Here is a 26,106-nt window from a genome sequence, read left to right as displayed (position 1 = left end):
TCCATGCTCACACCGGCACACTTCGACACAACCCGAACTGTTCCGGTGGAAGCGTGGAAACCATGCTGCTCGCCTTGCTGTGCGTCGGAATCTTCCTGATCCAGCTGGACGTCACCGTCGTCAACGTGGCGTTGCCGACGATCCGGACCGACCTGGCGACCGGTGCAGCGGCGCAGCAGTGGGTGGTGAGCGGGTACATGATCGTGCTCGCCGCGCTGCTGCTCGTCTGCGGCGCATGGGGTGACCGCGTCGGCCATCGGCGTACGGTTCTGGCCGGGCTGGCTGTCTTCGGCGGGGCCTCGCTGGCCTGCGGTGCGGCGCCCAACATCGAGCTCCTGATCGCAGCCCGAGCAGTCCAGGGCGTCGGCGCGGCCCTGCTGCTGCCGAGCACGCTGGCTGTCATCTCCGAGCAGTACGCCGACAGGGCCGCAAAGGCTCGGGCTGTTGGGATCTGGGCGGGCGCGGGTGCCCTGGCACTCGTCGCGGGCCCGCTGTGCGGCGGCGTACTGGTGAGCGGGCTGGGGTGGCGCGCGGTGTTCCTCGTCAACCTGCCGGTCGTCGCGATCGCGTGGCCGGTGGCGTGGAAGATCGTGCCGCGGTATCAGCCGGCCCGGCCTGAGGCCCGTCGTCGCTTGCGGATCGGCGCGGACTTCGTCGGCGCCAACGTAGTGGCCGGTCTGATGAACCTGGTCGGTCTGGGCACGCTGCTGGCCCTCACGCTGTACCTGCAGGAGTACCTGCACCACAGTGCTCTGCGGGCCGGGCTGGAGTTGCTGCCGGTTCTGTTGCCCCTGGCGGTCCTGGGTCCGATCTCAGGCCGGGTCACCGGTCGCTACGGGCCACGTCTCCCGATGTCAGTCGGGCTGGCACTGGGAGCGGTCGGGTCGATCTGTCTGCTCGGCGTACACCCCGGCAGCGGCTATGCGGCAGTCGTTCCGGTGGAGCTGTGCCTGGGCATCGGCATGGGTTTCCTCACCGCCGCCGTGGTCAACGCCGCGGTCGTTGCCTTACCCCCAGATCGCGCGGGCCTCGCGAGCGGCGTCAACAACACTGCACGCCAAGGGGTCGGCGCACTGGGCATAGCTCTCTACAGCGCCATCCTCAGCCACTCCCCCGCCTTCACCGCCGGGCTGCACACGGTCGGCTGGCTGGGTGGGGCGTTCTGGGTGCTGGGCCTGGCTGTCACTTGGCTCACTGTTGCCTAGTCAGTCGACCGGCCAGATGGTGCGGAAGATCTGGGAGCGCAAGCGGTAGAACCTGCGGCGGGCGGACTGGAGCAAGGCCGGCGACGGCCGGAACCGTTCGGTCGGAAAACGCATGGAGACTTCCTAGGGGACGTACTGCACCGAATCTGCGATCTCGGTGGCCCGGTAACTGTCCGATCCCGGTACGACCACCTGAACGAGCAGCGAGCCGCCGTCCCCGTGATCGACGACCCGTTGGAGGAGCACGATATCTGCTCCGAAGCAGTCCCCGGACAGCCGGTCGGTGACCGGCCGTTCACTGACCGTGTGCGGGAACGGAGTGCCCGCGTTGTCGCACTGCTTGCCGTCGGGGACCGCCAGCTTCGACTTGGACACGCCGATGAACACGCCCGGCGTCCTGCCCGACCAGTTGGCGTCGCGGCTGACGCGGAACGCCGGGCCGGTGCCGGTGGTGCCCGGGGCTGTCCAGGTCGACTGCGCCATCGAGCGGGCCCAGGACTCGGGCAGCCGGACCGAGAACTGGCCCTCCGAGACCTGGATCATCTTGCGGCCGGAGAGGTACCAATGCCCGGCGTACCCGGCACCACCGCCGAGCAGCAGCGCCAGCACGGCGGCGACAACCCAGCGGCCACGCCGCTTGCGCGGCACCGCGGGTTCCGCGGTCGCGACGGCTGCGGTCTCGGCGTCCGCGGCACCACCCTCGACCGCTGCACGCTCTCCGGCCCCGCGGTCCCCAGCCGCGCGGCTCCCGGGCGCACGGTCCCCAGCTGCCGCTCCGGCGGCGCGGTCCCCGGCGGCACGGTCCCCGGCACGGTCCTCTGCAGCCCGGTCCTCGGCGCGGTCCCCGGCGGCGCCGTTCCCAGATGCGCGGTCCACAGACGCGCCCCCGCCGGAGCCGTGCCCAGACGCACCCCCGCCGGATCCGTCACCAGACGCGTCCCCGGCGGAGCGGTCCCAGGACGCGCCGCCAGAGCCGTCTCCAGACGCGCCACGACCGGAGCCATCTCCGGACGCGCCACCGGCGGAGCCGCTTCCGGACGTGCCCACGGCAGAGCCGTGGTCAGACTCGCTGCGCCTGGAAGCGTCGCCCCCGGCCGCGGTGGCTGCCGAGGCGCTGTTGCCGGCGGTGGTCCCGATCGCGACGGTCTCCACGTCGGCTTCGGACAGGTCGCTGGGCTTGACGATCGTCGGCTGGTTCTCGTCGCTGAGTGCGGTCTTCGCGTCCAGGTCGTCCGGCGTGATCGTCACCGTCTCGCGGCCCGCCAGCGGGAAGTTGCGGGTGGTCTCGTCGAGCGCACCGACGAGCTGCTTGGTGAACGCCTGGACGTCCGGCCAGCGGTTCTCCCGGTCCGGGTCGAGCGCACGGACGATCGCCGCGTCGACCTGTCCCGGCAGCTCGAACCCGAGTGAGCTCGGCGGCGGCGCCACCTTCACCCGGCTCGCGGCGCCCAGCCCGTCGACCTGGTGCGGCGACCGCCCGGTGAGAGCGGCGTACGCGACCGCGCCCAGCGAGTACTGGTCGGCGCGCTGGTCCAGGCGCTCGCCGAGAGCCTGCTCGGGAGCGACGTACGACGGGGTGCCGCCGGGCATGGTGATCCGGGACACCTCGTCGAGGGACTTGCCCAGCCCGAGGTCGGACAGCACCGCCCGCTCGCCGTCGTCGGTGCTGCGGAACAGGACGTTCGCCGGTTTCACGTCGCGGTGCAGCAGGCCGCGCCGGTGCAGCGCCTGCAGGCCGCGGCCGACCTGGACGACCACGTCCACGGCGCCGGCCAGCGGGAGTGGCTCCTTCTTCAGGCGGTCCGCCAGCGTGCCGCGGTCGGCGTACGTGAGCACCAGGAACGGCCGGCCGTCCTCGAGCTCACCGACGTCGTGGACCTGGACGACATGCTCGGACTCGACGCGGCGCAGGAACCGGCCTTCTTCGAGGAACCGCCGCCGGACCGAGTCGTCGTGCCCCCAGTTGTCGGCGAGCACCTTGATCGCCACCTCGGCGTCGAGCTGCTCGTCCTGAGCCAGCCACACGGTGGCGAAACCACCCGAGCCGAGGCGTCGGCGCACGACGTAGCGACCGAGTCTGGTTGGGACCCCCATACAGGGCATTATGGGTCATTGGAGTGTCCCTACCGGGGCCCATCGAGAAGCAAAGGCGCAGATGAGCGAGAGCACCAGTCCGACCGACGACCTTGCCACCCTCGCGGAGCAGGCCCAGGCGGGCGACAAGAACGCGATGGACGACCTGCTGCGGCAGGTGTATCCGCGCGTCCTGCGGATCTGCCGCAGCGTCCTGCCCTACTCCGCGGACGCGGAGGACGCGGCTCAGGAGGCGCTGCTGAACATCGCCACCAAGATCAACACGTACTCCGGCCGCAGCAGCTTCTCGACCTGGGTCCACTCGGTCGCGGCGAACTCCGCCCGCTCGACGTACCGCAAGCTCAAGCGCTCCGCGCAGGCCGCGCACAACCCGGAGACCATGGAGAAGCCGGACCCGCGCACCACGAGCGTGATCGCCGGCACCCGCCTGGACCTCCTGGAGGCCCTGGAGACGCTGGAGCGGGACCGGCCACAGATGGTGACCCCGCTGGTACTGCGGGATGTCTACGGGCTGTCGTACGAGGAGATCGCGGCCGAGGTCGGCGCCCCGCTCGGCACCGTCAAGTCCCGGATCCACGACGCCCGCGAGGTCGTCCGACCGCTGCTGCGCCCCAAGGACTGAAATCGGGGCCTCCCGTTCGGCGGGCTCCTGTGCTCAGATGGAGAGCATGAAGAAGCTCATCAACGACCCTGCTGATGTTGTGAGTGAGGCGCTGCGCGGGATGGCCGCAGCGCATCCGGACCGCCTGCGGGTGGACCTGGAGAACCGGATCGTCTACCGCAAGGACGCGCCACGGTCCGGCAAGGTCGGGCTGATCTCCGGCGGCGGGTCGGGGCACGAGCCGATGCACGGCGGGTTCGTCGGCCTCGGGATGCTGGACGCGGCCTGCGCGGGCGAGGTGTTCACGTCCCCGGTCCCGGACCAGATGATGGCCGCGACCAAGGCGGTCGACGCCGGCGCCGGCGTGCTGCACATCGTGAAGAACTACACCGGCGACGTGATGAATTTCGAGATGGCCGCCGAACTGGCCGCCGCCGACGCCGGCACCGAGGTGCTGTCGGTGGTGACCAACGACGACGTCGCCGTCCAGGACAGCCTGTACACGGCCGGCCGGCGCGGGGTCGGCGTGACCGTGCTGCTGGAGAAGATCGTCGGCGCGGCCGCCGAGGAGGGCCGTCCGCTGCAGGACGTCGCGGACCTGGCCAAGCGCGTCAACGACAACGGCCGCAGCATGGGGATGGCGTTGACGTCGTGCACCGTCCCGGCCGCCGGCAAGCCGACGTTCGAACTGGCCGAGAACGAGATGGAGGTCGGTATCGGCATCCACGGCGAGCCCGGCCGGCAGCGGCTGCCGCTGGCTCCGGCCCGCGAGATCGCCGAGCTCCTGGTCGACCCGGTGGTCACCGATCTGCCCTACCAGCAGGGCGATGCGGTGATCGCGTTCGTCAACGGCATGGGCGGCACGCCGCTGATCGAGCTGTACCTGATGTACAACGAGGTCGCCCAGCTCCTCGACCGCGCCGGGATCACCGTCGCCCGCTCGCTGGTCGGCAACTACATCACCTCGCTGGAGATGGCCGGCTGCTCGGTCACACTGCTGAAGGCGGACGACGAACTGGTACGCCTCTGGGACGCCCCGGTAAACACCCCCGGCCTACGCTGGGGCGCTTGACGTCCTCCCCGCCTCGAAGGGGGCGGGGATTCCAACTTCTACGCGGAGGTAGCCAGTTGAGGTTCACGCTTCGGCGAGACCTGTACCGGCGTCTCTCTGCGTGCGCTGACGGCCCGCCCGGCCGCGATGTTGACTGCTGCGTTCACATCCGCGTTCGCCTCGTGCCCGCAGGCCACACAACGGAACACCGCTTGGCTCTTGCGGCTCTCCGGTGCGGCATGCCCACAGACACTGCAGGTCTGAGACGTGTTGGCAGGACTTACTCTCTCAACTCTCCCGGGTGCCTTTTGTTCCAGTCGACGTACCAGGTCCCCCCAGCCGTTGGACAGGATGCCGCGATTCAGGCCGGCCTTCGCCCGTCGACGGTTCGGCAGGTAGTGCCCCGGTCGTGCCGGATCGGGTCTGGGCTTGGGCCGCCTCGTCATCTGCGGAATGCGCAAGTCCTCGACGCGGATCACGTCGTACCGGCGAGCGAGCTCGGTACTGGTCTTCTCGACCCAATCCTTGCGCCGATCAGCAGCCCGTGCGTGCAGTTTGCCGATTGCCGTCGCCACCTTTCGTCGGCGCCTCGACCCACGGCGGCATCTGGCGAGTTTGCGTTCCAACTGGTTGAGCCGGGACCGCTCCCGCAACGACAGTCCAGGACAAGCCAGAAGCTCCCCCGTACTCAACGCTGCCGAGACCACCACGCCGCGATCCACGCCGACCACCTCGACGCGGAAGCCGTCGTGCTGGCCGGCCTTGCGCCAGACCGGCCGTTGGTGCGTGCGGGCGTGGAAATTCTTGACGGCCTGGTCGAAATCCCGCAGCGCCTGCTGCTGCACGGTCTGCGACCCTGCCCGGAGCCAACCGAACGTGGCCCGCGCCTCGGTCAATTGCCGACACTGCTCGACGAAGCCCGCAGCCGGTCCCTTGTCACGGGTCCACATCGACCACTGTTCCAGGGCCAGGTTCCATACGTACCGGGCGTGTCTGCTTTGCTCGAGCAGACCGGCCTGCTCTGCTCGCGTCGGGTACATCCGGAACCGGGACACGGGTCGTATCCAATCAGCACGGACCGACAGTCCCCGATCTCCGAAGGGAGGCAGTCGCGGCCGCAGCGAATCCTGACCAACCGAGTTGCTCCGCGGCGCCACAGGTGAGCACAGAAGTCGATTCCTTCGTCAACTGGTTGCGGGACAGCGCGGGGGTGCTGCACGAGAACGCGGCGTACCTGACCGAGCTGGACTCGGCGATCGGGGACGCGGATCACGGGGCGAACATGGATCGCGGGTTCGCCGCGATCGTGGAGGTGCTGGACGGTACCGAGTTCGGGTCGGCCGACGAGCTGCTGAAGAAGGCCGGGATGACGCTGGTCAGCAAGGTCGGCGGGGCGAGCGGGCCGCTGTACGGGACGTTCTTCCTGCGATTCGGGACCGCGCTGGCCGGTGCCGACCTGACGCCCGAGACGATCGGCAAGGCGCTGCACGCCGGGGTCGAGGGCGTGCTCGCGCGCGGCAAGCCGGAGCTCGGCGACAAGACCATGTACGACGCGTGGGCGCCGGCCCTGGACGCGTACGACACCGCCGTCGCGGGCGGAGCGGACCTCGGTACGGCGCTGACCGCGGCGGCCGAGGCGGCCGCGAAGGGCCGGGACGCGACGATCCCGCTGGTCGCGCGGAAGGGCCGCGCGAGCTATCTGGGTGAACGCAGCGCCGGTCACCAGGACCCCGGCGCGACCAGTACGACGCTGATCTTGGAGTCCGCGGCCCGCACACTGTCATGATCGGGATCGTGGTGGTGTCGCACAGCCGCGCGCTGGCTGATGCGGCGGTCGGGCTCGCCGCGGAGATGGTTGCCGAGGACAAGCGTCCGGTGATCGCGGTGGCGGCCGGGCTGGACGCGACGACGTTCGGGACCGACGCGATGGCGGTGTCCGAGGCGATCGGCGCCGCCGACAGCGCGGACGGCGTCCTCGTGCTGCTCGATCTGGGCAGCGCGGTGCTGAGCGCGGAGCTGGCGCTGGAGTTCGTCGATCCGGAGGTCGCCGCGCGGGTGCGGCTGACGAGCGCTCCGCTGGTCGAGGGCCTGGTCGCCGCGGTGGTCACCGCGTCGACCGGTGCTTCGCTGGACGCGGTTGCGGCCGAGGCGGCGCGTGGTCTGGCCGGCAAGCAGGACCATCTCGGCGATGCCACGGTCGCCGAGACCACCCCGCTCGCCGAGGCTGATCGCACCGTCGAAGTCCTGGTGGGCAACGAGCACGGGCTGCACGCTCGGCCGGCCGCGCGGCTGGTCGGGCTGGTGAACGGGTTCGACGCCGTGGTCACACTCACCGATCTGGACACCGGGCGCGGACCGGTGGATGCGGGCAGTTTGAGCATGGTCGCGACGCTGAACGCCCAGCAGGGGCATCGCCTGCGGGTGGGGGCGAGCGGCGCTCAGGCGGCGGAGGCGCTGGCGGCGATCGAGAAGCTGGCGGCCGAGAACTTCGGCGACGAGCCGGCCGCGAAGGCGGCTCCCGCGCCGGGCGGGTCCGGGTTGGACGTCGCGATCGGGCCGGCTGTACTGGCCGGGGACGCGGTGGACCTGAGCGGGTACGTTGCCGGTGACAACGAGCTCGGCCGGCTGGACGACGCGGTCCGGGTCGCGGCCGACGAGCTCAGGCCGCTGCAGGACGGGGAACACGGCGGGATCTTCGCGGCGCATCTCGCGCTGCTCACCGATCGCAAGGTGCTCGAGGAGGTGCGGACGGCGATCTCCGCCGGGACCTCGGCGCCGGTCGCCTGGAAGCAGGCGTACGACGACCTCGCCGCGACCTTCGAGGCACTCGACGACGCGTACCAACGTGAACGCGCCCAGGACGTCCGCGCAGTCCGCGACCGAGTCCTCCGGACCCTGACCGGCACCTCCGACTCAACCCCCGACGGGGCAACGGCGGCCGACGGGGCGGCGGTGGGTGGGCCGGTGGCGACCGGCGAAGGTGAGCGGCCGGCGGTGGTCGGCGACGGTGAGCGGCCGGCGGAGGCCGGCGAAGGTGGGCGGCCGGACGTTCCCGTGATCCTCGTCGTGGCTGAGTTGGATGCGGCGACGGCGGCCACGCTCGACGCCACCCAGGTTGCCGGGATCGCTGTTCGGGCGGCGGGGACGACCGGGCATGGTGTGATCGTGGCTCGGTCGCGGGGGATTCCGTTGATCACCGGGATCGGGGACGTCCAGGTATCCGCGGGGACGACGGTCGCGTTCGACGCGCGGACGGGAGCGTTCGAGATCGCTCCGGACGAGCAGGTCGTGCGCGAAACGATCGCCGAGCGGGTCGGCGAGCGGCGCCGGGCGCTCGAGGAGGCGGACCGGCCCGCGGTCACCCGGGACGGCAGGACGATCGACGTGCTCGTGAACGTGGGTGTCGTGCAGGACGCCGTGGACGCGCGCGGCGCGGACGGCTCCGGGCTGGTGCGGACCGAGGTGCTGTTCGGTGACCGCCGGACGCCGCCGACCGTCGACGAGCAGGCCGACACCTTCCGGGCGATCGCGCGAGCGCTCGGCGGCAAGCCGATCACGATCCGCACCTGGGACGTCGGCGGCGACAAGCCTCTGCCGTTCCTGCCGCAGGCCGCGGAGGCGAACCCGTTCCTCGGCGAGCGCGGCCTCCGCGTGTTCCGCCACCGCCCCGACCTGTTGCGCGACCAGCTCGAAGCAGTCCGGCGTACGGCGGCCGAGACGCCCGTACACGTGATGTTCCCGATGGTGACGACCGCCGACGAGGTCGCCTGGGCGCTGGAGGAACTCGGACCGCGCGACAACCTCGAGGTCGGCATCATGGTCGAGGTCCCAGCAGCCGCGCTCCGGGTCGCCACACTCGCCGCGAACCTCGACTTCGTCAGCATCGGCACCAACGACCTCACGCAGTACACGACCGCGGCCGACCGCACCAACGCGGCGGTCGCTCCACTGGCCGACGGCCTCGATCCCGCCGTACTCCAGCTGATCGACCACGTCGCCCGCAACGCCGGGGTCCGCGTCGCGGTCTGCGGCGACCTGGCCAGTGACCCACAGGCCGCCGTACTGCTGGCTGCGCTCGGTGTCGCCGAACTGAGCGCTGTCGGCCCTCAGGTCCCGCTCGTCAAAGCCCAGCTACGCCAGGCTGACCTGACGCAACTGGACACCGCAGCAGCGCTGGCTGCCCGCGACGCGGCTCAGGTACGCGGCCTGCTGTAGTAGCGCAGCTCAACGAGGTTGAAGCCGGACGTGCGCTCCGGCTTCGCAGGAAGGGTGTAGGACTCCCCCGGCTCCAGATAGGTCACGTCAGGCTGCGACAGGTCCAAGTCGACCACGAGAGCCGGGTACGGGCCGGTGTGCCAGGTGTAGGACTCGCCGGCCTCGGGGGTGACGTGCTGGACCCGTACGTCGTCCTCGTCGACGACGACCTTGGCGGGGATCTCACCGGCCTGCTCGAACCCTGCCGCGGCGGTGTCGATCCCGAAGTACGGGTCGCCCGAGGCCTCCTCGCCCAGGTCGAGCACCTCGATCAGGCGGTTCAGGTACAGCGCGTCGCCGTCGTTGGTCAGCATGTGCACCGGGGAGACCGGGCGGTAGACCGATCCGCCGACCGTCTCGCTCAGGTGCCGTGCCGGGCTGCCGTCCAGCCAGTCCATGTGGCACGGCGACGTCGACAGGCACAGCACGACGTACGGGTTGTGGTGCAGGTGCCAGCCCTGGGCCTCACCGGGCTGCAGCCACACCTCCCAGACGCGGACGCGTGAGTTCTTCAGCAGCACGCGGGTCCCGATCTCACCGAGAACGACCTCGGTGCCGTCAGGGGCGGTGACAGTCGTACCTGCGGTCATGCCTTCTCCTCAATCGGTCGTTCCATCGCGACACCGGCGAGCATGGTGCCGTCCGGCATCGGCAGCTGGGCGGACTCCACCTCGGTGAAGCCGAAAGCCTTGTAGAGCGGTACGCCGGGCAGGGTCGACATCAGTGCGAGCCTGGTGAACCCCTCCGCGCGGGCCGCGTCGGTGCAGGCGGTCAGGATCGCCCGGCCGAGTCCCCGCCGGGTCCAGTCCGCCCGGACGAACATCGCCCGGATCCGGGCCGGTTCGGTCGCCGGGTCCAGCAGCCGTTCGTCGGCTCCCGCCGTACTCGCGTTGAACAGCTTGTTGCGCCGGCTCCACCCGCCGCACGCGACAACCTCACCGCCCGCCTCCAGCACGTAGTAGGTGCCGTCGTCGATCAGTGCGGTGTCCAGCGTGGTGATGTGCTCGGCCGCACTGGCTGTCTGCTGCGCGTCGTAGTACGCCGGGAACTGCATCTCCACTGCGGCCCGAGCCAACTCAGCCACCGCGGGCCCGTCCTCGCTCACCGCCAACCGCAACACAGCCTCCACGCCCACAGGCTAGTTCACGACTTCCGGCCACCCGTCGCGGTACGCCGACACGAGGCTCGAGCAGCGGGTTCACTTGCGGAAGCGTTTTCCGCGGTACGCCCAGGCGATCCTCGCGGCGACCAGCAGCAGGAAGATCACGACGGTGACGGCGCTCGCGCTCGACGACAGTGCGTGGTCCAGGATGATCGCGACGACGATGAGCACGGGCAGGGCGATCCAAGCAAGCGTCCCCCAGGTGGGGGGCTTGGTCCCGGGCGGTGGCTGGTACGGCGCGGCCAGGGTGGGCTGTGGCAGGCCCTCGAAGATCGGCTCCAGGTCCTCCCGGATCCGCGCGGCGAGCAGCTGGTCCGTCCGGCGTCCGAACTCGGCCCGGTCGAGCCGGCCGGCGGCGAACTGGTCCGCGAGCGCGGACGAGCAGACCGACCGGTCGTCGTCGGACAGCCGCAGCTTCTCCAGCGGCGTACCCGGTGGTTGCAGCGGCCGCACCACCTGAACGACCATCGCGCCGAACACCTTCGCCATGGTCTTGAGCGGCGACTCGACCAGGTCCTCCATGAGCTGCAGCCGACCGGTCCCGGCCTTGGTCAGCTCGTAGTCCGCCGGGCCCGCGTCCTGCGGGCGCCGGGCGACGAACGTGCCCGTGATCAGGTCGTTCAGCGAGGCCTGGACCCGCCTCTCGCTGACACCGGTTCGGCGGGCGAGCTCCGCACGGCTCAACGGCGCGAACCGCAAATGCTCCAGCAGCGCCTGCTCCAGCGCCGGGTCGTTCTCCACAGGTTCCCCCCTCGACGGCCCCACCCGATTGTCGCAGGCACCCGTGGTCATCGAACCCACACGGAAAGCTGCAGGAAGCTGCAATCTCGGCGGGGTGAAATGGATGGCCGGGCCGGTGGACATATCCCGGGTATGACGCTGATACCGATCGAGGCTCGGAGTGGGCCGGTGAGTGAGGGAGTCGTGGCCGACTCACCACCAGATGCGCGCCGGGAGCGGTTCGAGCAGGTCTTCGCGACGCACCGGGACGCTGTGCTCGGCTACCTGCGCCGCAGGACGGACAGCGGCCACGACGCCGCCGACCTGCTCGCCGACACGTTCCTGGTCGCCTGGCGCCGGCTGGACGACGTACCGCTCGACCCGCAGACCAGACCGTGGCTGTACGGCGTGGCGCGCCGGGTGCTGGCCAATCACCGCCGAGGTGAGGGCCGCCGGCACGCCCTGGCGACGAAGCTGCGCGGTGAGCTCAGCGACGCCGTACCGGACCAGCACCCGTTGCAGGAGGACAGCCCGGCGGCACGGGCGTTCCGCGCGCTGCCCGAGCAGGACCGGGAGCTGCTCTCCCTGGTCGCCTGGGAGGAGCTGGACACCGCGCAGATAGCCACGGTCCTCGGCATCTCGCGCAACGCCGTACGCATCAGGCTGCACCGCGCCAGGAAGCGGTTCGCCAAGTTGCTCACCGCCCCACTCGCGAACCGCTCTGTGGTCGCCCTCAGCACTGAGCCCACCCTGAACGAAGGGGTTTCCCATGAAGACGCATGACATCGACGCCGCCGTCCGCGGCCTCAACCCGCACCAGGCCACCGACCACGTCACCGACGACGCGTGGGGTGAGCTGGCCGACGCCGTCACCGCGGCCGAGTCCGCTCCGGTGGTGCCCCTGCGCCGCCCGTCGCAGCACCGCCGTCTCGTGCTGGCTGCTGCCTGCACCCTGCTGATCGGCGGCGTGGTCGCCGCGACGGTTGTCAACCGCCCGGACCAGAACCAGCCGCAGGCCCTGTCGTTCACCGAGCGCGGCGACAAGCTGATCGTCCGGGTGGTCGATCCGACCGCCGACCCGAAGCGCTACAACGCCGAGTTCAAGAAGATGGGCCTGGACGTCAAGGTCCAGAGCGTCCCGGTCAGCCCGCCGTGGGTCGGCAGGATGATCAGCTTCAGCGGCCGCAACGACAAGGACATGAGCCAGCTCAAGCTGCTGGAGCCCGGCGAGCAGTGCAACGGAACGCTGAACGCCTCGGACCCGGGCTGCCAGGAGGGTGTCGAACTGCCGAAGAACTACGACGGCAAGTCCGACATCCAGTTCGGCCGCACGGCGAAGCCGGGTGAGCTCTACGTCCACACTTCGTCATCGGCGACGGACAAGGGCGAGGTGCTGGCCGGGCTGACCGTGAAGAACAAGACCATCGGCCAGGTCCTGCCGCTGGTCAAGTCCCGCGGTGTCCGCGAGATCGAGTACCTGATCAGCGACGGCCGCAACCTCAACCAGGTGAAGTCCCCGCCCGGCAACTGGTACGTCGACGACGCCTCCACGTATGCCGAGGGCGAGGTCTCCCTGTTGGTCAGCCCGACCCCCGTCAAGTAACCAGGAGCTGGAGCAAGCCTCCCGAGTACGTCGGACGCAGTACGGCCTCCACCCGGACGTACTGCGTCCGCACCGGCGTGAACGCGGTCGTGTTGAGCCGGTCCACCGCCACGTCGTACGCCGTGGTGTTCTGGACCGGCCGCCACGTCTCACCGTCCAGCCACAGCACCCGCCACGACTGCGGGACCCGGCACTGCCCGGAGCCGGTGTCGTCGAACCAGTACGCCGACGCCTCGGACAACTCCCGTACCGAGCGCAGGTCGTACTCGATCCACTCCGTCGTCCCACGCCGGTCCCACCAGGTGAAGCGCGGAATCGACGTGTCCGCGGAGGACTGCGGCGTACGACCCGAGTCCGGCGCCTCGAGCGAGTCCCCGTCGTTTACGTGGGACGCGGTGATCCTGGTGCGGTAAGTCCACTCCTCGCCGTCCGGGGCGACCTGTGGGAACGACGTGACCCGCAGCCGGGCCGCCCCCATCGGGATGAGGGTCACGGTCTCCACAGGCTCGCCCGACCGGGCCGGACCAGGCTGCAGCAGTCCGACGACGTCCTCGGTGTCTGTCTCCCACTGCGGGATCCGCCGGGCCTGTGTGGTCAGCGCGAGCGGCACTCCGTCCGTGGTGAACGGGTTCTCCCCCGCGTCCCGCCGTACGAGGTCGAAAGTCGCGCCGGTGACCAGCCCGCAGTTCCACGGCGACTCGGGATAGACCGAGAGCTCCGGCCACTCGTCGGTGCCGCCGATGCGCTCGTAGCGTTCCTCGATCTGCAGCGAGTACGTCAGCGGGCCGCGGTCGACGGACACCGAGTGCTGGTTGTCCTTCCACACCCGGGTCGTAGTGCGCATCGGCAGGGTGAGCTCGACGCGATCGCCGGTCTGCCAGGTGCGGTCCACCTTCATCCAGTCGCCGGAGGTACGCACCTCCTGCCCGTTGACCCTCACAGTGGCGTCATGTGTCCACCCAGGACGCCTTAGGTAGAAGGGGAATCGGACAGGCCGCGCGGTCTCCACGGTGAACGTGATGGTGTCCGAGAACGGGTACTCCGTGTCCTGGACGACGGTGACCGTCTGACCCGAGCCGGCTCCGACCCTCGCGGTCACCTTGCTGGCGGCGTACATCGACGCAGCCAGACCGTTGTCCGTCGTGGCCAGCCAGAGTTCCTGCACGTAGTACGGCCAGCCCATGCCGTAGTTGTGCGGGCAGCACCGGTACTGGTGCACGCCGTACTTGTAAGCCTGCATGGCGAACGGGTTCTCGAACTGCCCGTGCTTGCGCCCGTCGTCGAGCTGCACGCTGTTCGCGCAGGTGATGTAGTGCATCACCTGCTGCCGCGGGTCGTACGACGCCGGCAGCGAGTTGAACGCCAGCTCCTCGCACCTGTCGGTCCAGGCGACGTCCCCGGTGAAACGGGTGAGCATCTCGCAGCTGTGCATCAGCTCGACGATCCCGCACGTCTCGAAGCCCTGTCGCGGGTCGACGAACCCGGGCCGCGAGTTCTCGTCTCCCGCGAACCCGCCACCCGGGAACTGGCCGTACGTCCCCATCACGGTCGCGTAGTTCCGGTACGTCGCCGCGCGGTGCTCGGCGTCGCCGGACAGCAGCCAGTACTGCAACGGCTCACGGAACCCCTGGGCCAGGTTGACGTTGTGCCACGTGGGGATGCCGCCGACGTAGTCCGCCGACCCGCTGTGCATCTTCGTCACCAGGTCGAGCAGCCACGACTCCCCGGTGCGGTTGTAGAGCCAGTACGCGCTGTCGATGTTGTCGCCCCAGCGGAACGCACCCCACGACCGGTTGAACACCTCCGGCGGCTGCGTGTTCTGGAAGCGCAGGTACTTCGTCATGAACGGAATGGCCCGCTCGTCACCGGAGTACTCGTACCAGGACCGGAACGCGGCCAGCAGCGGCATACCCGGCCAGAAGTCCGGTCCGTTCTCCAGCGAGGTCCGCAGCCGCTCCGGACCGAACCACCCGTCCGGCGCCTGGGTGGCGAGGATGCCGTCCATCCAGCGCTGCATCCTGGTCAGTACGCCGGTGTCGCCGGTGACGTACCCGAGGTCGCCGAAGCCGCGCAGCCAGTACGGCAGCTCCTCCCAGGCCCCCTGCGCCGGATCGACCCAGCCGTTGCTTTCGTAGGTCAGGAAGTCCGAGATCTCGTCGTACCGGCCGCAGAGGCCGTGGACCTGCAGGTCGAGCTGTTGCGCGAGCCAGCCGCGGGCCTCGATCGCACCGGGCGGGAGCTTCTGGAACGGGACAGGCCGGAGCGGAGCGCGCTGCGGGACGTAGTGCCCGCCGCGGGCGGCCGGCGGCCCGGACGGCTGCGCGGCCTCGGCCAGCGCCGGATCGATGGCAGTCATGACAGCCGCCGCGGCGAGGGAGACACCAAGGAAGTCACGTCGGGGCATTCCTTCGGGAGTGGGGTCGGGCATGGGTGTGCCTTTCGGGTGACGGGGGCGGACATCACACCGACGGAAAGACCGCACACGTTTTCCGTCGTTGACAACGTAGGACTGCGGACCGCGCCGGTCAAGATCAAAGCGCAGGTCAGCAGGGTGCACCGGGGATCCTGCTAGGCTTCCGCGCAGGACGGGAAGGAAACCTGATGAAGAGGCCAGCGGTACGGATGGTGGATGTCGCCGCGCTCGCCGGCGTGTCCGCCGGGACCGCGTCGAAGGCGCTCAGCAACACCGGCCAGCTGAGCCAGGAGACCCGCGACCGGGTCCGCCGGGCCGCGGCGCAACTCGGGTTCACCCCGGACGCCCGGGGTCGCGCGCTCTCGTCCGGCCGCACGTACACCGTGGCGCTGCTGACCACCGACAGCTCGGGCCGCTTCAGCATCCCGATCATGCGCGGCGTCGAGGACGTGCTCAGCGCGGGCGAGCTCGCGACCGTGCTCTGCGACACCCGCGACGACCCGCTGCGCGAGCAGACGTACCTCCGATCGCTCGTCGCGCGCGGTGTCGACGGCATCGTCGTCACAGGCCGCCGTACCGAGCCGCGACGGCCGATCGACGTCCCGCTGCCGGTCGTCTACGCGCTCGCCGCCTCGACGAACCCGGCCGACGCCTCGGTGATCGTCGACGACGCGGCCGGCGCCGCCGCCACCATCACGCATCTGCGCGGGCTGGGCCGGACCCGCATCGCCCACATCACCGGCCCGGCCGATCATCGCTCCGCCGCCGAGCGCGCCCAGGCCATCACCCCGGATCTCTGCACCGAGCCACTGTTCGGCGAGTGGAGCGAGCGTTGGGGCCGCCAGGCCACGGACCTGGTCCTGCGTCAGCGCCCGGATGCGATCACCTGTGGCAGCGACCAGATCGCCCGCGGCGTCTGCGACCGCCTCCGCGAACTGGGCCACTCGGTCCCCGAGGACGTCGCCGTCACCGGCTACGACAACTGGCCCGTCATGGCGCTGGCCAGCCGCCCGCCGCTCACCACCGTCGACCTCCGCCTGGAAGACCTCGGCCGCCGCGCGGCCACGCTGCTGCTGGAGGCCATGGACGGCAAGCCGCACCACGGCGTGCTGGAGCTCCCGACGCAGCTGGTTACGCGGGAATCGACGCTAGGAGCCTGACCGCCGGCGCTCCTCGCGCAGCGGCCGGGACGCCCAGCGGTAGGTGAAGAACACCCACGCCAGCGCGGGCAGTCCGAAGATCGCCGCCACGACCTCACGACCGAACACCAGGAACACGAGCCCGAGCAGCGCGAACGGCAGCGCCATCCACACCGCGCCCACGAACGCCGCCCACCGCCACCGACCGGGCTTGCGCGGTGCCGGCTTGTACAGCGACGGCGTCGGCAGACCGGCGAACACCGGCTGCAGGTCCCCGTGCGTGACGGCGTCGTTGAGCAGATCCACCCGGCGGTGCAGCTCGCCCTCGTCCAGCCGGCCGATCGCGAACTGCTCGGCCAGCTCGTCGGTGCAGGCGTGCCGCTCCTCGTCGGTGAGCCGGATGTTGATCATCCGCCGCCGGGCCGCGACCTCCCGGGCCTCCTGACCGGCCGCCGTCGCGAACCCGATCAGATCGCCCGGTTTCACCGGCCGCCGCTCCGCCATCCGCCTCACCTCACCTCGTCCCTTCGAGTGTGCCAGACGCGCCGGAAGGCGTCGTCAGACGTCGCACCGAGGCACTTGGTTGCCGAGACGCTGATCACAAGAACGGCACTCAACGTCGTCGCAACACCGAGCCATCTCTGATCTCGACGGGCCGAACGGAGCCCCCTTGACGATGGAGAAACAGACATGAAGAAGACGCTCACCGCTCGCGTTCTGGCCGGCGCCGCGATCATCGCCGCCGCGGGGCTGTTCGTCGGGACCGCGCCGAGCGACGCCGCGGTTCCGGCCCGGACCGCCGCCGTCACCGCGCACGCCAAGCCCGCCCTCAAGGCGTCGAGCCTGCACTTCGGCTACAAGTGCTGGGGCCGCGGGAGCCACTGCAACGTCGCGGTGTACGCGCCGACGGGCTGGAAGTTCACCCAGCTCAGCCGGGAGCAGGCGAAGTTCACCGACAGCTCGAACACCTGGATGCTGCGCGTCAACGGCGGCCTCGGCGGCAAGGTCAGCACCAGCCGCGCCGCCGACCAGCGGGTGCACGCCCTGCACGGCGTCGCCGGCTTCAAGCTGAAGTCCCGCGGCAACGGCAGCACCGCGTCCAAGGTCGTCTGGGACGCGCCGCGCGTCGCCTACACGCAGATCACCTACACCTACCGCGACGGCGCCCGTGGTCAGCGGTGGGTCGCCACCCGCTTCGTCGACACCTTCGAGAACGGCCGCCGTGCGTACATCGAGATCACCGTCGCCGGCCGTCCCCAGGACCAGGCGGGACTCACCAAGGTCCTGACCGAGGCCACCCAGCGAGTGGCCCTGGTCGGCTGACGCGACGTCAGTTGAGAACCGATGGCAGTGTGGACGTCCAGGCCTCGCGCAGTTCGGTCAGCGGGACCTCGAACTGGTCCTGGACGTCCAAGGTGTCGCCGGTGATGACGCCGATCTTCGCGTGCGGGAAGCGGCGGGCGGTGCACATGTCGGTGAACCGCACCTCCTCGGTCCGCGGGACGGCGACGACCGCCCGGCCGGCCGACTCCGCGAACAGGAACAGGAACGGGTCCAGCCCGTCCGGCGCCCACACCCGCGCGCCGACGCCGCCACGCAGCGCCGACTCGGCCAGGGTCTGCGCGACACCGCCGTCACTGACGTCGTGCGCCGCGTCGATCAGCCCGTCGCGGGACGCGTTGATCAGGATGTCGGCCAGCTGCTGCTCGGCCGCCAGGTCCACCGCCGGCGGGCGTCCGCCGAGGTGCCCGTGGATCACGTGCGCCCACTCGGACCCGGACAGCTCCTCCGCGGTCTCACCGAGCAGGTACAGCTGGTGGCCCTCCATCTCGGCCGTGAACCCGATCGGCGTCCGGCGGGTGACGTCGTCGATGACGCCGAGCACACCGACCACGGGGGTCGGCAGGATCGCGGTCTCGCCGGTCTGGTTGTAGAACGACACGTTCCCGCCGGTGACCGGGATGCCGAGCGCCTTGCAGCCGTCGACCAGGCCGCGGATCGCCTCGGCGAACTGCCACATCACCGCCGGGTCCTCCGGCGAGCCGAAGTTCAGGCAGTCGGTGACCGCGACCGGGCGGGCCCCGGTGGTCGCGACGTTGCGGAACGACTCGGCGAGCGCGAGCTTGGCGCCGGTGTACGGGTCGAGCTTCGCGAACCGGCCGTTGCAGTCGGTCGACACCGCGACGCCGAGGCCGCTGGTCTCGTCGACCCGGATCATGCCGCTGTCCTCGGGCTGCGAGAGCACCGAGTTGCCGAGCACGTACCGGTCGTACTGGTCCGTCACCCAGGACTTGTCACACAGGTTCGGCGAGGCGACCAGCCTCAGCAGGGTGTCCCGCAGCTCCGCCCCACTGCTTGCCCGCGGCAACTTCTCGGCGCCGTCGGCCTGCAGCTCGTCCTGCCAGGACGGCCGCTCGAACGGGCGGTGGTAGACCGGGCCCTCGTGCGCGACGGTCTCGGGCAGTACGTCGACGACCCGCTCGCCGTGCCAGTCGATCTCCAGCCGCCCGGTGTCGGTGACCTCACCGATCACATCGGCCTGGACGTCCCACTTGGCGCAGATCTTCAGGAACGCCTCGACGTTGTCCGGGGTGACGCAGGCCATCATCCGTTCCTGCGACTCGCTCATCAGGATCTCTTCGGGCGACAGCGAGGCGTCCCGCAGCGGCACCTTGTCCAGCGACACCCGCATGCCGCCGTCGCCCGCGCTGGCCAGCTCCGACGTCGCACAGGACAGTCCGCCGCCGCCCAGGTCCTGGATGCCCTCGACGACGTTCGCGGCGAAGAGCTCGAGGGTGCACTCGATCAGCAGCTTCTCCATGAACGGGTCGCCGACCTGGACCGCCGGCCGCTTGGTCGGGCCGCCCTCCGCGAAGGTCTCCGACGCCAGCACCGACACGCCGCCGATGCCGTCACCGCCGGTCTTGGCGCCGTACAGGATCATCTGGTTGCCGACGCCGGTCGCGTTCGCGAGGTGCAGGTCCTCGTGCCGCATCACGCCGACGCAGAGCGCGTTCACCAGCGGGTTCCCGAGGTAGGTCGGGTCGAAGACGACCTCGCCGCCGATGTTCGGCAGGCCGAGGCTGTTCCCGTAACCGCCGACGCCGGACACGATGCCCGGCAGCACCCGCTTGGTGTCCGGAGCGTCCAGCGGCCCGAACCGCAGCGGGTCCATCACCGCGACCGGGCGGGCGCCCATCGCGATGATGTCGCGGACGATGCCGCCGACACCGGTCGCCGCGCCCTGGTACGGCTCGACGTACGACGGGTGGTTGTGCGACTCCACCTTGAACGTGACGGCGTACCCCTCGCCGATGTCGATGACGCCGGCGTTCTCACCGATCCCGGCGAGCATCTTGCCGGCCGGGGTCTCCTGCGGGATGTCGGCGAACTTGCGCAGGTGCACCTTGGACGACTTGTACGAGCAGTGCTCGCTCCACATCACCGAGTACATCGCCAGCTCGCAGCTGGTCGGGCGCCGCCCGAGGATGTCCCGGATGCGCTGGTACTCGTCCGGCTTCAGCCCGAGCTCAGCCCACGGCTGCTCGACGTCCGGCGTGTTACTTGCGTTGCTAACAGTGTCGGTCGACAACTCAGGACTCCTGCACTAGGTGGGACTCAGGTGAAACGGTAGCTGGCTGGTGGGAGGCCATCAGATGGGCCACCAGGAGTGGGAGGGCGAAACCTGCCATGATCGCGGGCAGTGCGACGCCGGCGTCGTTGAGGAGCATGCCGACGAGGCCGCAGGTGGACAGCGCCAGCAGCGTCGGCCGGACCATCGGGAAGCTGTCGTAGAAGGCGCGGTACGACGCCGAGGGCACCCGCTGCGGCAGGACCGTGGCCAGCATGCAGGCGATGACAGCGACGAGCATCACCCAGCCCGACGGCCCGCTGAAGAACTGCACCGCCATCTGCAGCTTCCGGATCAGTACGTCACTGACGTCGCCGTCGAGCAGGCGGGCGACGAACGCGCCGAAGTGGCTGCGCTGGTCCGCCGGGCGCAGATAGTCGAGGAAGGCGACCGCAGACACGGCCAGCAGACCGGCCACGCCCACGCCGATCAGTGCGCGCAGTGAGATGCTGCCGCGCCACGTCAGCCAGGCCATCAGCAGCACGGCCGGGGTCAGCGCGATGATGCCGCCGAAGTCCGTCCCCCAGCCCGGTCGGCCGTCAACGACGATCGCGGCGCCGCCGATGACGAGTACTGCGACCGCGGCCTGGACCCTGCTCTTGTTGATGAGCTTTTGCGCCGCCCAGCCCGCAGTGACGAGTGCTCCGACCGCCAGTGTCGCGAAGGTGGAGTTCCCGAAGCCGTAGAACCGCCCGCCGATGACAGGCCCGTCCGCGAACATGCTGCCGACCTGTAGCGGCGTACCGAGCACACCGTCGACCAGCAGGATCACGTACGCCGCCAAGGCGAGACCCAGGAACGCATACTTCTTCAGGACGAGCTGTGCCACTGCTGCGGACAGGGCACTGATCCCGATGATCACGCAGTACAAGGAGAATCCGGGCGACGGCCAGCGCCACCAGACGGTCAGCGTGGACAGGAAGACCGCCAGGAAGAACCCGCCCTGCATCAGCAGCGTGAACACCGCTGTACGCCGCGCTGCGGGCGTGCGCCGGAAGTAGAACCAGAGCAGCGCGAGCACCTCGGCCGCGACGATCGTCAGCGCTACCGCGAACAGCATCGGCCGCGGCTGCTCGAACCGTTCGTTGGCGTCCAGCCGGTCCTCGATGACAGCGGCCGCGTCGGTGTGGACGTCCCCGGTGAAGTGGATCTCGTTGCCGTCCAGCGGACCCGGCTTGGCAGTGCCCGCGGGGTCGACCTCTGCCGCGTCCCGTCCCTTGAGGACCGTCGCGGTCACGTCAGTCAGCTGGATCAGCCCTGGGCGACGGGTGCTGTCGCTGGTCAGCCAGCGCGGTCCGTTGTCCGGCGGCAACTGCATCGCGACCAGCGGCTCCTGGTGCGCGTTCGCGAGCTCCTGGCCGACACCGACCAGCAGCACCCAGCCACCGGCCGCACGGGCCTGTTCGACCAGCTGTGCGACCTTCTGCCGGGCTTCGGCCCGGCCTTCCCGCGGCGGCATCGCACCGGCGTCGACGATCGCGTCCCCGCACTCCGGCTTCGCCAGCTGGGCCGCGTCGAACTCCGGCTGCCAGTTGCGGACGGAGCCGTCGGTCCGGGCCAGGGCGATCGCGGCGCCGGGGCCGAAGCCGCAGATGGGGTACCCGGTCTGGCCCAGGCGGCCGATCGGCGCACCGGTGTGGTGCTCGGCCTGGCGGTCGACGTACGTCTGCCAGTCGGACACCCTGCCGTTGGTCACCTCTGGCAGCTCACACGACTCGTCGGGGACGCTTCCCCAGGCGCGGGTGCCGGCGCTGATCGTCAGCCACCCGTCGACCGGGCAGGTGTGCGGGCCGGCCGTCTTCACCGAGATCGAGCCGACGTGCGACTGGTTCACCAGCGCGGTCAGCTCCGGCGAGGCCTGGACGTCGTTCCAGGTCAGGCCGGGTACGCCGATGACGACGACCTTGGCGAGCAGGCTCGAAGGCTGCGCCGACGCCGTACCGGTGGTCAGGAGCAGGACCGCGGCCGTGAGCAGAACGGCGCGGACCAAGGCCCGTCCGGTGATGGATCGCCAGACAGGCCCTCGCCCGGTGAAGCTCATCAGGAGGCGACGACGGCCTTCAGCACCGAGGTGAAGAAGCCCAGGCCGTCCGTGGTCGGGCCGGTCAGTGTCTCGACGGCGTGCTCCGGGTGCGGCATCAGGCCGACCACGTTGCCTCGCTCGTTGGTGATGCCCGCGATGTCGCGGTAGGAACCGTTCGGGTTGCCGAGGTAGCGGGCCACTACCCGGCCCTCGCCCTCCAGCCGGTCCAGCGTGGCCTCGTCGGCGACGAAGGAACCGTCCTGGTTCTTCAGCACGATGGTGATCTCGTGGTTCGCGTCGTAGTCGCTGGTCCACGCGGTGCGGTTGTTCTCGATCCGCAGCGCCTGGTCCTTGCAGACGAACTTGCGGTGGTGGTTCTTGATCAGCGCGCCGGGCAGCAGGTGCGACTCGCACAGCACCTGGAAGCCGTTGCAGATGCCGAGCACCGGCATCCCCTCGCCGGCCCGCTTGATGATCGTCTCCATCACCGGCGCGAACCGGGAGATGGCACCGGCCCGCAGGTAGTCGCCGTACGAGAAGCCGCCGGGCAGGACGACCGCGTCGACCCCGTGCAGGTCCGCGTCGCCGTGCCAGAGCGCGACCGCCTCGGCGCCGGCCACCGCGGCCGCGCGGCGCGCGTCGGCGTCGTCGAGCGAACCCGGGAAGGTGACGACCCCGATCTTCACTGGTTCTCCACGTGCAGCGTGTAGTCCTCGATCACCGGGTTGGCCAGCAGCGTGTCCGCGGCCTTACGGATCTCGGCGACGCGCTCCTCGGTCACCTCACCGTCCAGGGTGATCTCGAAGCGCTTTCCCTGCCGGACGTCGGCCACGCCGTCGAAGCCGAGCCGGCCGAACGCGCCGTGCACCGCCTTGCCCTGCGGGTCGAGGATCTCGGGCTTGAGCATGACGTCGACGACAACGCGAGCCACTGACTACTCCAGGTTCGTTGCGGGGTGACGCCTGAATCCTACCGACCACGGCCAGGATCGCCGCATCCTGGACTATTCACTCAGTACATACACGCAGTGTATAGTTCTGGCCATGGCCACTGCTGAGCTCGTTCTCGGGCTGCTGTCCGCCGGCCCGGCCCACGGGTACGACGTGAAGCGTGGCCATGACGCCTGGTTCCCGGACAGCCGGCCGCTCGCCTTCGGGCAGGTCTACACGACGCTCGGGCGACTGGAGCGCGACGGACTGGTCGAGGTGGTCGACAAGACGTCCGGCGGCGGACCGGACCGGACGGTCTACGCGCTCACCAGTAAGGGCCGCGACCATCTGAGCGACTGGCTCAACGACCCGGTGCCGCCGGCCTGGGGCAGTGCCGACGAAGTCCTGCGGAAGCTCGTGGCGGCGATCCGGACCGGCGGCGACGCGGCAGGCTTCCTCGCCCGCCAGCGCGCCAGCCACCTGCGCCGGATCCGGGAGCTGCGTGAGACACCCGCCGACGACGACCCGACCTCACCACTCGTCCGGGAGTACATCGTGGCCCATCTCGACGCCGACCTGCGCTGGCTGGACAGCGCCCTCGACCGCATCTCCGAGCAGAGGGGGGCTCGCTGATGGATGCCGTTCTGGAGCTGGACAACGTCGAATACGCCTACCGCCGCAACACCGCACTGCGGGGCGTCAGCCTGCGGCTCAAGCCGGGCGAGGTCGTCGCAGTGACCGGTGCGAGTGGCTGCGGCAAGTCGACGCTGCTGCACTGCGCCGCCGGCATCCTCGCCCCGGACACCGGTGCGGTGCAGGTGGACGGCCAAGACCTGGCAGAGCTGCCTGAGGAGCAGCGTGCGGCGCTGCGGCGGACGAAGGTCGGCATCGTGTTGCAGTTCGGCCAGCTGGTGCCTGACCTGCCACTGGTCGACAACGTGGCGTTGCCGTTGCTGCTGGGCGGACATGAGCGCGGCGAGGCACAGCAGGCCGCCATGCGATGGCTGGAACAGGTGGGCATTGCCGAGGACGCCGACGCGGTTCCAGCCGAGCTGTCCGGCGGGCAGACCCAACGTGCTGCCGTAGCGCGCGCACTGATCACGGGGCCTTCCGTCGTCCTCGCAGACGAGCCCACCGGCAGCTTGGACAGCCGGGCCGGCCAGGAGCTGCTCGACGTACTGCTGCAGGCGGCCCGCTACCGTGGCGCCGCCCTGCTGATGGTCACGCACGACAACCTCGTGGCCGCGTCGGCGGACCGCGAGATCAGGCTGCGCGACGGCCTGATCCAGCACGAGGTAGCGCTCTGATGACTCTCGAGACCCTGGTCCAGCTGGCACGCTCGCGGACACCGGCGGACCGCAGCCGGGTCCAGTTGGCCACCGCGGCGCTCGCGCTCAGTGGAGCACTGCTGCTCGGCGCACTCCGCATCGCGCGTCTCGGCAAGGGTGAGCTCGGCAGTGACATCTACAGCAACTACATCGCCGAGAGCGGCCTCCGCTCGGGGCTGATCGCGATCCTGATCATCCTGGCCGCACTGACCGGCGGTCTCGCGGTCCAGGCGCTACGGCTCGGTACTGCGGCCCGCGAACGGCGACTGGCCGCGCTGCGACTGGCCGGCGCGTCGCGCAAGCAGCTGCGGCAGCTGACTGTCGCGGATGCAGCCATTGCCGGTCTGGCCGGCGGACTGCTCGCCGGTCCTGCCTATCTGGTGCTCAGCCTGCTGTTCGGAGCACTCCCCCGAATGGCCCGGATCCTGCCGGGTGCGGAGCCGGTCGACGCGCTCCTGTGGATCCCAGTGGTCGTGATGATGACGGCCGCCGGCGCGGTTATCGGCAGCCTCCTGCACCGCGACGGGCCGGCCGCCCAGCAACCGCGGTCCGCGACGCAGCGTCATACGGGCATCATCGCCGGACCGTTCCTCATCGCACTCGGGCTCCTCACGTCGCCGTACCTGGGCTACGTCGGGTCCACGATCGCCCTTGCCGGCATGGCGCTGCTGTTCCTGAGCACCTCCGGCGTCTGGATCCGCTGGCTCGGGCGGCGGCTGCAGCGGTCCGGCGACCCCGCCAACCTGCTGACCGGCGTCCGGTTGATGACCGACTCACGGCCCAGCTCCCGGATCTGCATGCTGCTGGGCTGCTGCGGTTTCCTCGTCGGCTCGATGGCGAACGGGATCGCGAGCGTCGTCGCCGACGAGACCGTCACGTCCGCGACCTTCTACACGACCGGATTCGGCCTGACGATCGCCGGCCTCGTCCTGGTTGTGCTGACCGCGATGGCCGCGCTGATCGTCGGCGTCGCCGATCAACTGGTCGACCAGCGCCGGCAGCTCGCCAGCCTGACCGCGCTGGGCGTGGACCTGCCGTTCCTCCGCCGCGTGATCCGCCGCCAACTGACCGTGGTCGCCGCTCCGGCGCTGGCCGCCGGGCTGCTGCTCGGCACGGTGATCGGCATCAACCGCGTGTCCGGCGGCGCGGTCGGGCCGTTCGCGCCGGGCACCCTGCTGCTCGCGGCGATCCTGACGGCCGGCGGCTGGCTGCTCGGTCACCTCGGCGGCGCCGTCGCCGGACTCCTGCTTCGCAACCAACTGCGGGACGCACTCGATCCCGAGAATCTGAGGGCAGCATGACGTCAGTTCCCTTGCTGGTCCGGCCCGCGCTGCTGCTCGGGGTGCCGAACCGGATCACGCTGGCGCGGACCGTGATCGCGATGGCGGTCGCGACCTACGCGTTCCGCACCGGCGAGCTGACCTGGCTCGTGGTGGGGTACTTCGCCTACTGGTTCGGCGACAGCCTCGACGGCTGGGTGGCTCGCCGGCGCAACGAGGAGTCGCTGTCCGGCGCGGTGTTCGACATCGTCTGCGACCGGGCCTGCTCGTTCCTGCTGGCCGCCGCGTTCATGGCGACGTACCCGGACACGATCGGGCCGCTGGCGATCTACCTGGTCCAGTTCGGCGTGCTGGACACGATGCTGACGTTCTCGTTCCTGCTCTGGCCGTGGATGCTCAGCCCGAACTACTTCTACAAGGTCGACCGGCCGATCTACGTCTGGAACTGGTCCAAGCCGGCCAAGGCGCTGAACACCGGCGCCGTGGTCGTCTCGCTGGTCGTCGCCGCGCAGACCGGCGCCCAGTGGCTGCCGTACGCCGTCGCGATCACGGCCGGCGCGGTCAAGGTGGTCTCGTCGTACCGGCTGATCATGATCCTGTGCGGCCGGCGGGCCGCCGTTCCCGGGGACGACCGGTGAGACTCAGGTGTGACCCTGGTCCCTCCCGGAAGTGG

The 26,106-nt window shown here is 70.3% G+C and carries 24 protein-coding genes and 1 pseudogene; 14 read left to right on the top strand and 11 right to left on the bottom strand.

The features are described 5' to 3' along the window. Nucleotides 1–62: 62 nt before the first annotated feature. Complete coding sequence (locus ABZW60_RS36895; RefSeq protein ID WP_355485059.1) at nucleotides 63–1,205, top strand: MFS transporter; 1,143 nt, start codon at nucleotides 63–65, stop codon at nucleotides 1,203–1,205. Nucleotides 1,206–1,328: 123 nt separating this feature from the next. Here ABZW60_RS36895 and ABZW60_RS36890 read toward each other — a convergent pair whose 3' ends face one another. Next, on the bottom strand, nucleotides 1,329–3,299 hold the full coding sequence (locus ABZW60_RS36890; protein WP_355484960.1) for a serine/threonine-protein kinase: 1,971 nt from the start codon (nucleotides 3,297–3,299) through the stop codon (nucleotides 1,329–1,331). A 61-nt stretch (nucleotides 3,300–3,360) separates the two neighbouring features. Between ABZW60_RS36890 and ABZW60_RS36885 the strand changes: the two genes are divergently transcribed. Beyond that, the gene (locus ABZW60_RS36885) at nucleotides 3,361–3,921 is read left to right on the top strand and encodes a sigma-70 family RNA polymerase sigma factor (protein WP_355484958.1); all 561 of its coding nucleotides are present in this window, start codon (nucleotides 3,361–3,363) and stop codon (nucleotides 3,919–3,921) included. Between the two features lie 46 nt (nucleotides 3,922–3,967). Continuing rightward, nucleotides 3,968–4,972: a dihydroxyacetone kinase subunit DhaK gene (dhaK, locus tag ABZW60_RS36880; protein WP_355484956.1), complete on the top strand. Its 1,005-nt coding sequence runs from the start codon at nucleotides 3,968–3,970 to the stop codon at nucleotides 4,970–4,972. A 38-nt stretch (nucleotides 4,973–5,010) separates the two neighbouring features. On the opposite strand, the gene ABZW60_RS36875 is transcribed toward dhaK, so the two are convergent. Continuing rightward, nucleotides 5,011–6,006, bottom strand: coding sequence for a transposase (locus ABZW60_RS36875; RefSeq protein WP_355484954.1), 996 nt, complete (start codon nucleotides 6,004–6,006; stop codon nucleotides 5,011–5,013). Nucleotides 6,007–6,110: 104 nt separating this feature from the next. Between ABZW60_RS36875 and dhaL the strand changes: the two genes are divergently transcribed. The 3 genes and pseudogenes from dhaL (at nucleotide 6,111) to ABZW60_RS36860 (ending at nucleotide 9,166) form a co-directional block, all read left to right on the top strand. Beyond that, a complete protein-coding gene (gene dhaL / locus ABZW60_RS36870; protein ID WP_355484952.1) occupies nucleotides 6,111–6,737 on the top strand; it encodes a dihydroxyacetone kinase subunit DhaL in 627 nt (208 codons plus the stop codon). Continuing rightward, a pseudogene (gene dhaM / locus ABZW60_RS36865) lies at nucleotides 6,734–7,114 on the top strand (dihydroxyacetone kinase phosphoryl donor subunit DhaM); the annotation flags it as partial. The gene dhaL and the pseudogene dhaM, both read left to right, overlap by 4 nt. Before the next feature lie 84 nt (nucleotides 7,115–7,198). Next, nucleotides 7,199–9,166 (top strand): HPr family phosphocarrier protein, encoded by a 1,968-nt coding sequence (locus ABZW60_RS36860; protein WP_355485057.1) that lies wholly within the window; start codon nucleotides 7,199–7,201, stop codon nucleotides 9,164–9,166. Here the strand turns inward: ABZW60_RS36860 and ABZW60_RS36855 are convergent. The 3 genes from ABZW60_RS36855 to ABZW60_RS36845 form a co-directional block, all read right to left on the bottom strand. After that, a complete protein-coding gene (locus ABZW60_RS36855) occupies nucleotides 9,145–9,795 on the bottom strand; it encodes a hypothetical protein (RefSeq protein ID WP_355484950.1) in 651 nt (216 codons plus the stop codon). The genes ABZW60_RS36860 and ABZW60_RS36855 overlap by 22 nt on opposite strands. Continuing rightward, the gene (locus tag ABZW60_RS36850; protein WP_355484949.1) at nucleotides 9,792–10,334 is read right to left on the bottom strand and encodes a GNAT family N-acetyltransferase; all 543 of its coding nucleotides are present in this window, start codon (nucleotides 10,332–10,334) and stop codon (nucleotides 9,792–9,794) included. The genes ABZW60_RS36855 and ABZW60_RS36850 overlap by 4 nt, the downstream gene beginning before the upstream one ends. A 69-nt stretch (nucleotides 10,335–10,403) precedes the next feature. After that, on the bottom strand, nucleotides 10,404–11,108 hold the full coding sequence (locus ABZW60_RS36845) for a DUF1707 domain-containing protein (protein WP_355484947.1): 705 nt from the start codon (nucleotides 11,106–11,108) through the stop codon (nucleotides 10,404–10,406). Nucleotides 11,109–11,276: 168 nt separating this feature from the next. Here ABZW60_RS36845 and ABZW60_RS36840 point away from each other — a divergent pair, with 168 nt between their 5' ends. Together ABZW60_RS36840 and ABZW60_RS36835 are read left to right on the top strand one after the other, a co-directional pair. Then, complete coding sequence (locus ABZW60_RS36840) at nucleotides 11,277–11,870, top strand: sigma-70 family RNA polymerase sigma factor (RefSeq protein ID WP_355484945.1); 594 nt, start codon at nucleotides 11,277–11,279, stop codon at nucleotides 11,868–11,870. Continuing rightward, nucleotides 11,857–12,690, top strand: a complete 834-nt coding sequence (locus tag ABZW60_RS36835; RefSeq protein ID WP_355484943.1) for a hypothetical protein — start codon at nucleotides 11,857–11,859, stop codon at nucleotides 12,688–12,690. The genes ABZW60_RS36840 and ABZW60_RS36835 overlap by 14 nt, the downstream gene beginning before the upstream one ends. Here the strand turns inward: ABZW60_RS36835 and ABZW60_RS36830 are convergent. Then, nucleotides 12,683–15,046: a beta-L-arabinofuranosidase domain-containing protein gene (locus ABZW60_RS36830; protein ID WP_355484942.1), complete on the bottom strand. Its 2,364-nt coding sequence runs from the start codon at nucleotides 15,044–15,046 to the stop codon at nucleotides 12,683–12,685. The two genes, ABZW60_RS36835 and ABZW60_RS36830, sit on opposite strands and share 8 nt — an antisense overlap. Nucleotides 15,047–15,291: 245 nt before the next feature. Here ABZW60_RS36830 and ABZW60_RS36825 point away from each other — a divergent pair, with 245 nt between their 5' ends. After that, nucleotides 15,292–16,263, top strand: a complete 972-nt coding sequence (locus ABZW60_RS36825; protein ID WP_355484940.1) for a LacI family DNA-binding transcriptional regulator — start codon at nucleotides 15,292–15,294, stop codon at nucleotides 16,261–16,263. Here ABZW60_RS36825 and ABZW60_RS36820 read toward each other — a convergent pair. Further along, entirely contained in the window at nucleotides 16,252–16,746 is a 495-nt protein-coding gene (locus ABZW60_RS36820) for a DUF1707 domain-containing protein (protein ID WP_355484938.1), read from the bottom strand. The two genes, ABZW60_RS36825 and ABZW60_RS36820, sit on opposite strands and share 12 nt — an antisense overlap. Nucleotides 16,747–16,932: 186 nt before the next feature. Here ABZW60_RS36820 and ABZW60_RS36815 point away from each other — a divergent pair, with 186 nt between their 5' ends. Further along, nucleotides 16,933–17,565 carry a hypothetical protein gene (locus tag ABZW60_RS36815; protein ID WP_355484936.1) on the top strand — a complete coding sequence of 211 codons (633 nt, stop codon included), beginning with the start codon at nucleotides 16,933–16,935 and terminating at the stop codon, nucleotides 17,563–17,565. 7 nt (nucleotides 17,566–17,572) lie between these two features. On the opposite strand, the gene purL is transcribed toward ABZW60_RS36815, so the two are convergent. The 4 genes from purL to purS are packed head-to-tail and all read right to left on the bottom strand — an operon-like array spanning nucleotide 17,573 to nucleotide 22,827. Beyond that, nucleotides 17,573–19,834 carry a phosphoribosylformylglycinamidine synthase subunit PurL gene (purL, locus tag ABZW60_RS36810; protein ID WP_355484934.1) on the bottom strand — a complete coding sequence of 754 codons (2,262 nt, stop codon included), beginning with the start codon at nucleotides 19,832–19,834 and terminating at the stop codon, nucleotides 17,573–17,575. A 1-nt stretch (nucleotide 19,835) separates the two neighbouring features. Beyond that, entirely contained in the window at nucleotides 19,836–21,863 is a 2,028-nt protein-coding gene (locus ABZW60_RS36805) for a hypothetical protein (RefSeq protein ID WP_355484932.1), read from the bottom strand. Between the two features lie 50 nt (nucleotides 21,864–21,913). Beyond that, on the bottom strand, nucleotides 21,914–22,582 hold the full coding sequence (gene purQ, locus ABZW60_RS36800) for a phosphoribosylformylglycinamidine synthase subunit PurQ (RefSeq protein WP_355484930.1): 669 nt from the start codon (nucleotides 22,580–22,582) through the stop codon (nucleotides 21,914–21,916). Next, a complete protein-coding gene (gene purS / locus ABZW60_RS36795) occupies nucleotides 22,579–22,827 on the bottom strand; it encodes a phosphoribosylformylglycinamidine synthase subunit PurS (RefSeq protein WP_355484928.1) in 249 nt (82 codons plus the stop codon). Before purS ends, purQ begins: the two co-directional genes overlap by 4 nt. 112 nt (nucleotides 22,828–22,939) lie before the next feature. On the opposite strand from purS, the gene ABZW60_RS36790 reads away from it, so the two are divergent. Genes ABZW60_RS36790 through ABZW60_RS36775 form a run of 4 tightly spaced genes read left to right on the top strand, consistent with a single transcriptional unit; the run spans nucleotide 22,940 to nucleotide 26,071 of the window. Continuing rightward, on the top strand, nucleotides 22,940–23,458 hold the full coding sequence (locus ABZW60_RS36790) for a PadR family transcriptional regulator (RefSeq protein WP_355484926.1): 519 nt from the start codon (nucleotides 22,940–22,942) through the stop codon (nucleotides 23,456–23,458). Then, nucleotides 23,458–24,132, top strand: coding sequence for an ABC transporter ATP-binding protein (locus ABZW60_RS36785; RefSeq protein ID WP_355484924.1), 675 nt, complete (start codon nucleotides 23,458–23,460; stop codon nucleotides 24,130–24,132). Before ABZW60_RS36790 ends, ABZW60_RS36785 begins: the two co-directional genes overlap by 1 nt. Next, nucleotides 24,132–25,454 (top strand): FtsX-like permease family protein, encoded by a 1,323-nt coding sequence (locus tag ABZW60_RS36780; RefSeq protein ID WP_355484923.1) that lies wholly within the window; start codon nucleotides 24,132–24,134, stop codon nucleotides 25,452–25,454. Before ABZW60_RS36785 ends, ABZW60_RS36780 begins: the two co-directional genes overlap by 1 nt. After that, nucleotides 25,451–26,071 (top strand): CDP-alcohol phosphatidyltransferase family protein, encoded by a 621-nt coding sequence (locus ABZW60_RS36775; protein ID WP_355484921.1) that lies wholly within the window; start codon nucleotides 25,451–25,453, stop codon nucleotides 26,069–26,071. Before ABZW60_RS36780 ends, ABZW60_RS36775 begins: the two co-directional genes overlap by 4 nt. Nucleotides 26,072–26,106: the final 35 nt, after the last annotated feature.

Origin of the sequence: Kribbella sp. NPDC003557, from assembly GCF_040610805.1 — a bacterium.
Taxonomy (GTDB): Bacteria; Actinomycetota; Actinomycetes; order Propionibacteriales; family Kribbellaceae; genus Kribbella.
This window is presented reverse-complemented; position numbering and strand designations above follow the sequence as displayed.

Excerpts from the sequence above, each read along its gene's own strand:
- dhaK (WP_355484956.1), top strand. The coding sequence starts at position 3,968 with ATGAAGAAGCTCATCAACGACCCTGCTGATGTTGTGAGTGAGGCGCTG.
- ABZW60_RS36775 (WP_355484921.1), top strand. The coding sequence starts at position 25,451 with ATGACGTCAGTTCCCTTGCTGGTCCGGCCCGCGCTGCTGCTCGGGGTG.
- ABZW60_RS36890 (WP_355484960.1), bottom strand. The coding sequence starts at position 3,299 with ATGGGGGTCCCAACCAGACTCGGTCGCTACGTCGTGCGCCGACGCCTC.
- ABZW60_RS36820 (WP_355484938.1), bottom strand. The coding sequence starts at position 16,746 with ATGGCGGAGCGGCGGCCGGTGAAACCGGGCGATCTGATCGGGTTCGCG.
- ABZW60_RS36815 (WP_355484936.1), top strand. The coding sequence starts at position 16,933 with ATGAAGAAGACGCTCACCGCTCGCGTTCTGGCCGGCGCCGCGATCATC.
- ABZW60_RS36895 (WP_355485059.1), top strand. The coding sequence starts at position 63 with ATGCTGCTCGCCTTGCTGTGCGTCGGAATCTTCCTGATCCAGCTGGAC.
- ABZW60_RS36780 (WP_355484923.1), top strand. The coding sequence starts at position 24,132 with ATGACTCTCGAGACCCTGGTCCAGCTGGCACGCTCGCGGACACCGGCG.
- ABZW60_RS36790 (WP_355484926.1), top strand. The coding sequence starts at position 22,940 with ATGGCCACTGCTGAGCTCGTTCTCGGGCTGCTGTCCGCCGGCCCGGCC.
- ABZW60_RS36785 (WP_355484924.1), top strand. The coding sequence starts at position 23,458 with ATGGATGCCGTTCTGGAGCTGGACAACGTCGAATACGCCTACCGCCGC.
- ABZW60_RS36885 (WP_355484958.1), top strand. The coding sequence starts at position 3,361 with ATGAGCGAGAGCACCAGTCCGACCGACGACCTTGCCACCCTCGCGGAG.
- ABZW60_RS36830 (WP_355484942.1), bottom strand. The coding sequence starts at position 15,046 with ATGACTGCCATCGATCCGGCGCTGGCCGAGGCCGCGCAGCCGTCCGGG.
- ABZW60_RS36835 (WP_355484943.1), top strand. The coding sequence starts at position 11,857 with ATGAAGACGCATGACATCGACGCCGCCGTCCGCGGCCTCAACCCGCAC.
- ABZW60_RS36825 (WP_355484940.1), top strand. The coding sequence starts at position 15,292 with ATGAAGAGGCCAGCGGTACGGATGGTGGATGTCGCCGCGCTCGCCGGC.
- ABZW60_RS36855 (WP_355484950.1), bottom strand. The coding sequence starts at position 9,795 with ATGACCGCAGGTACGACTGTCACCGCCCCTGACGGCACCGAGGTCGTT.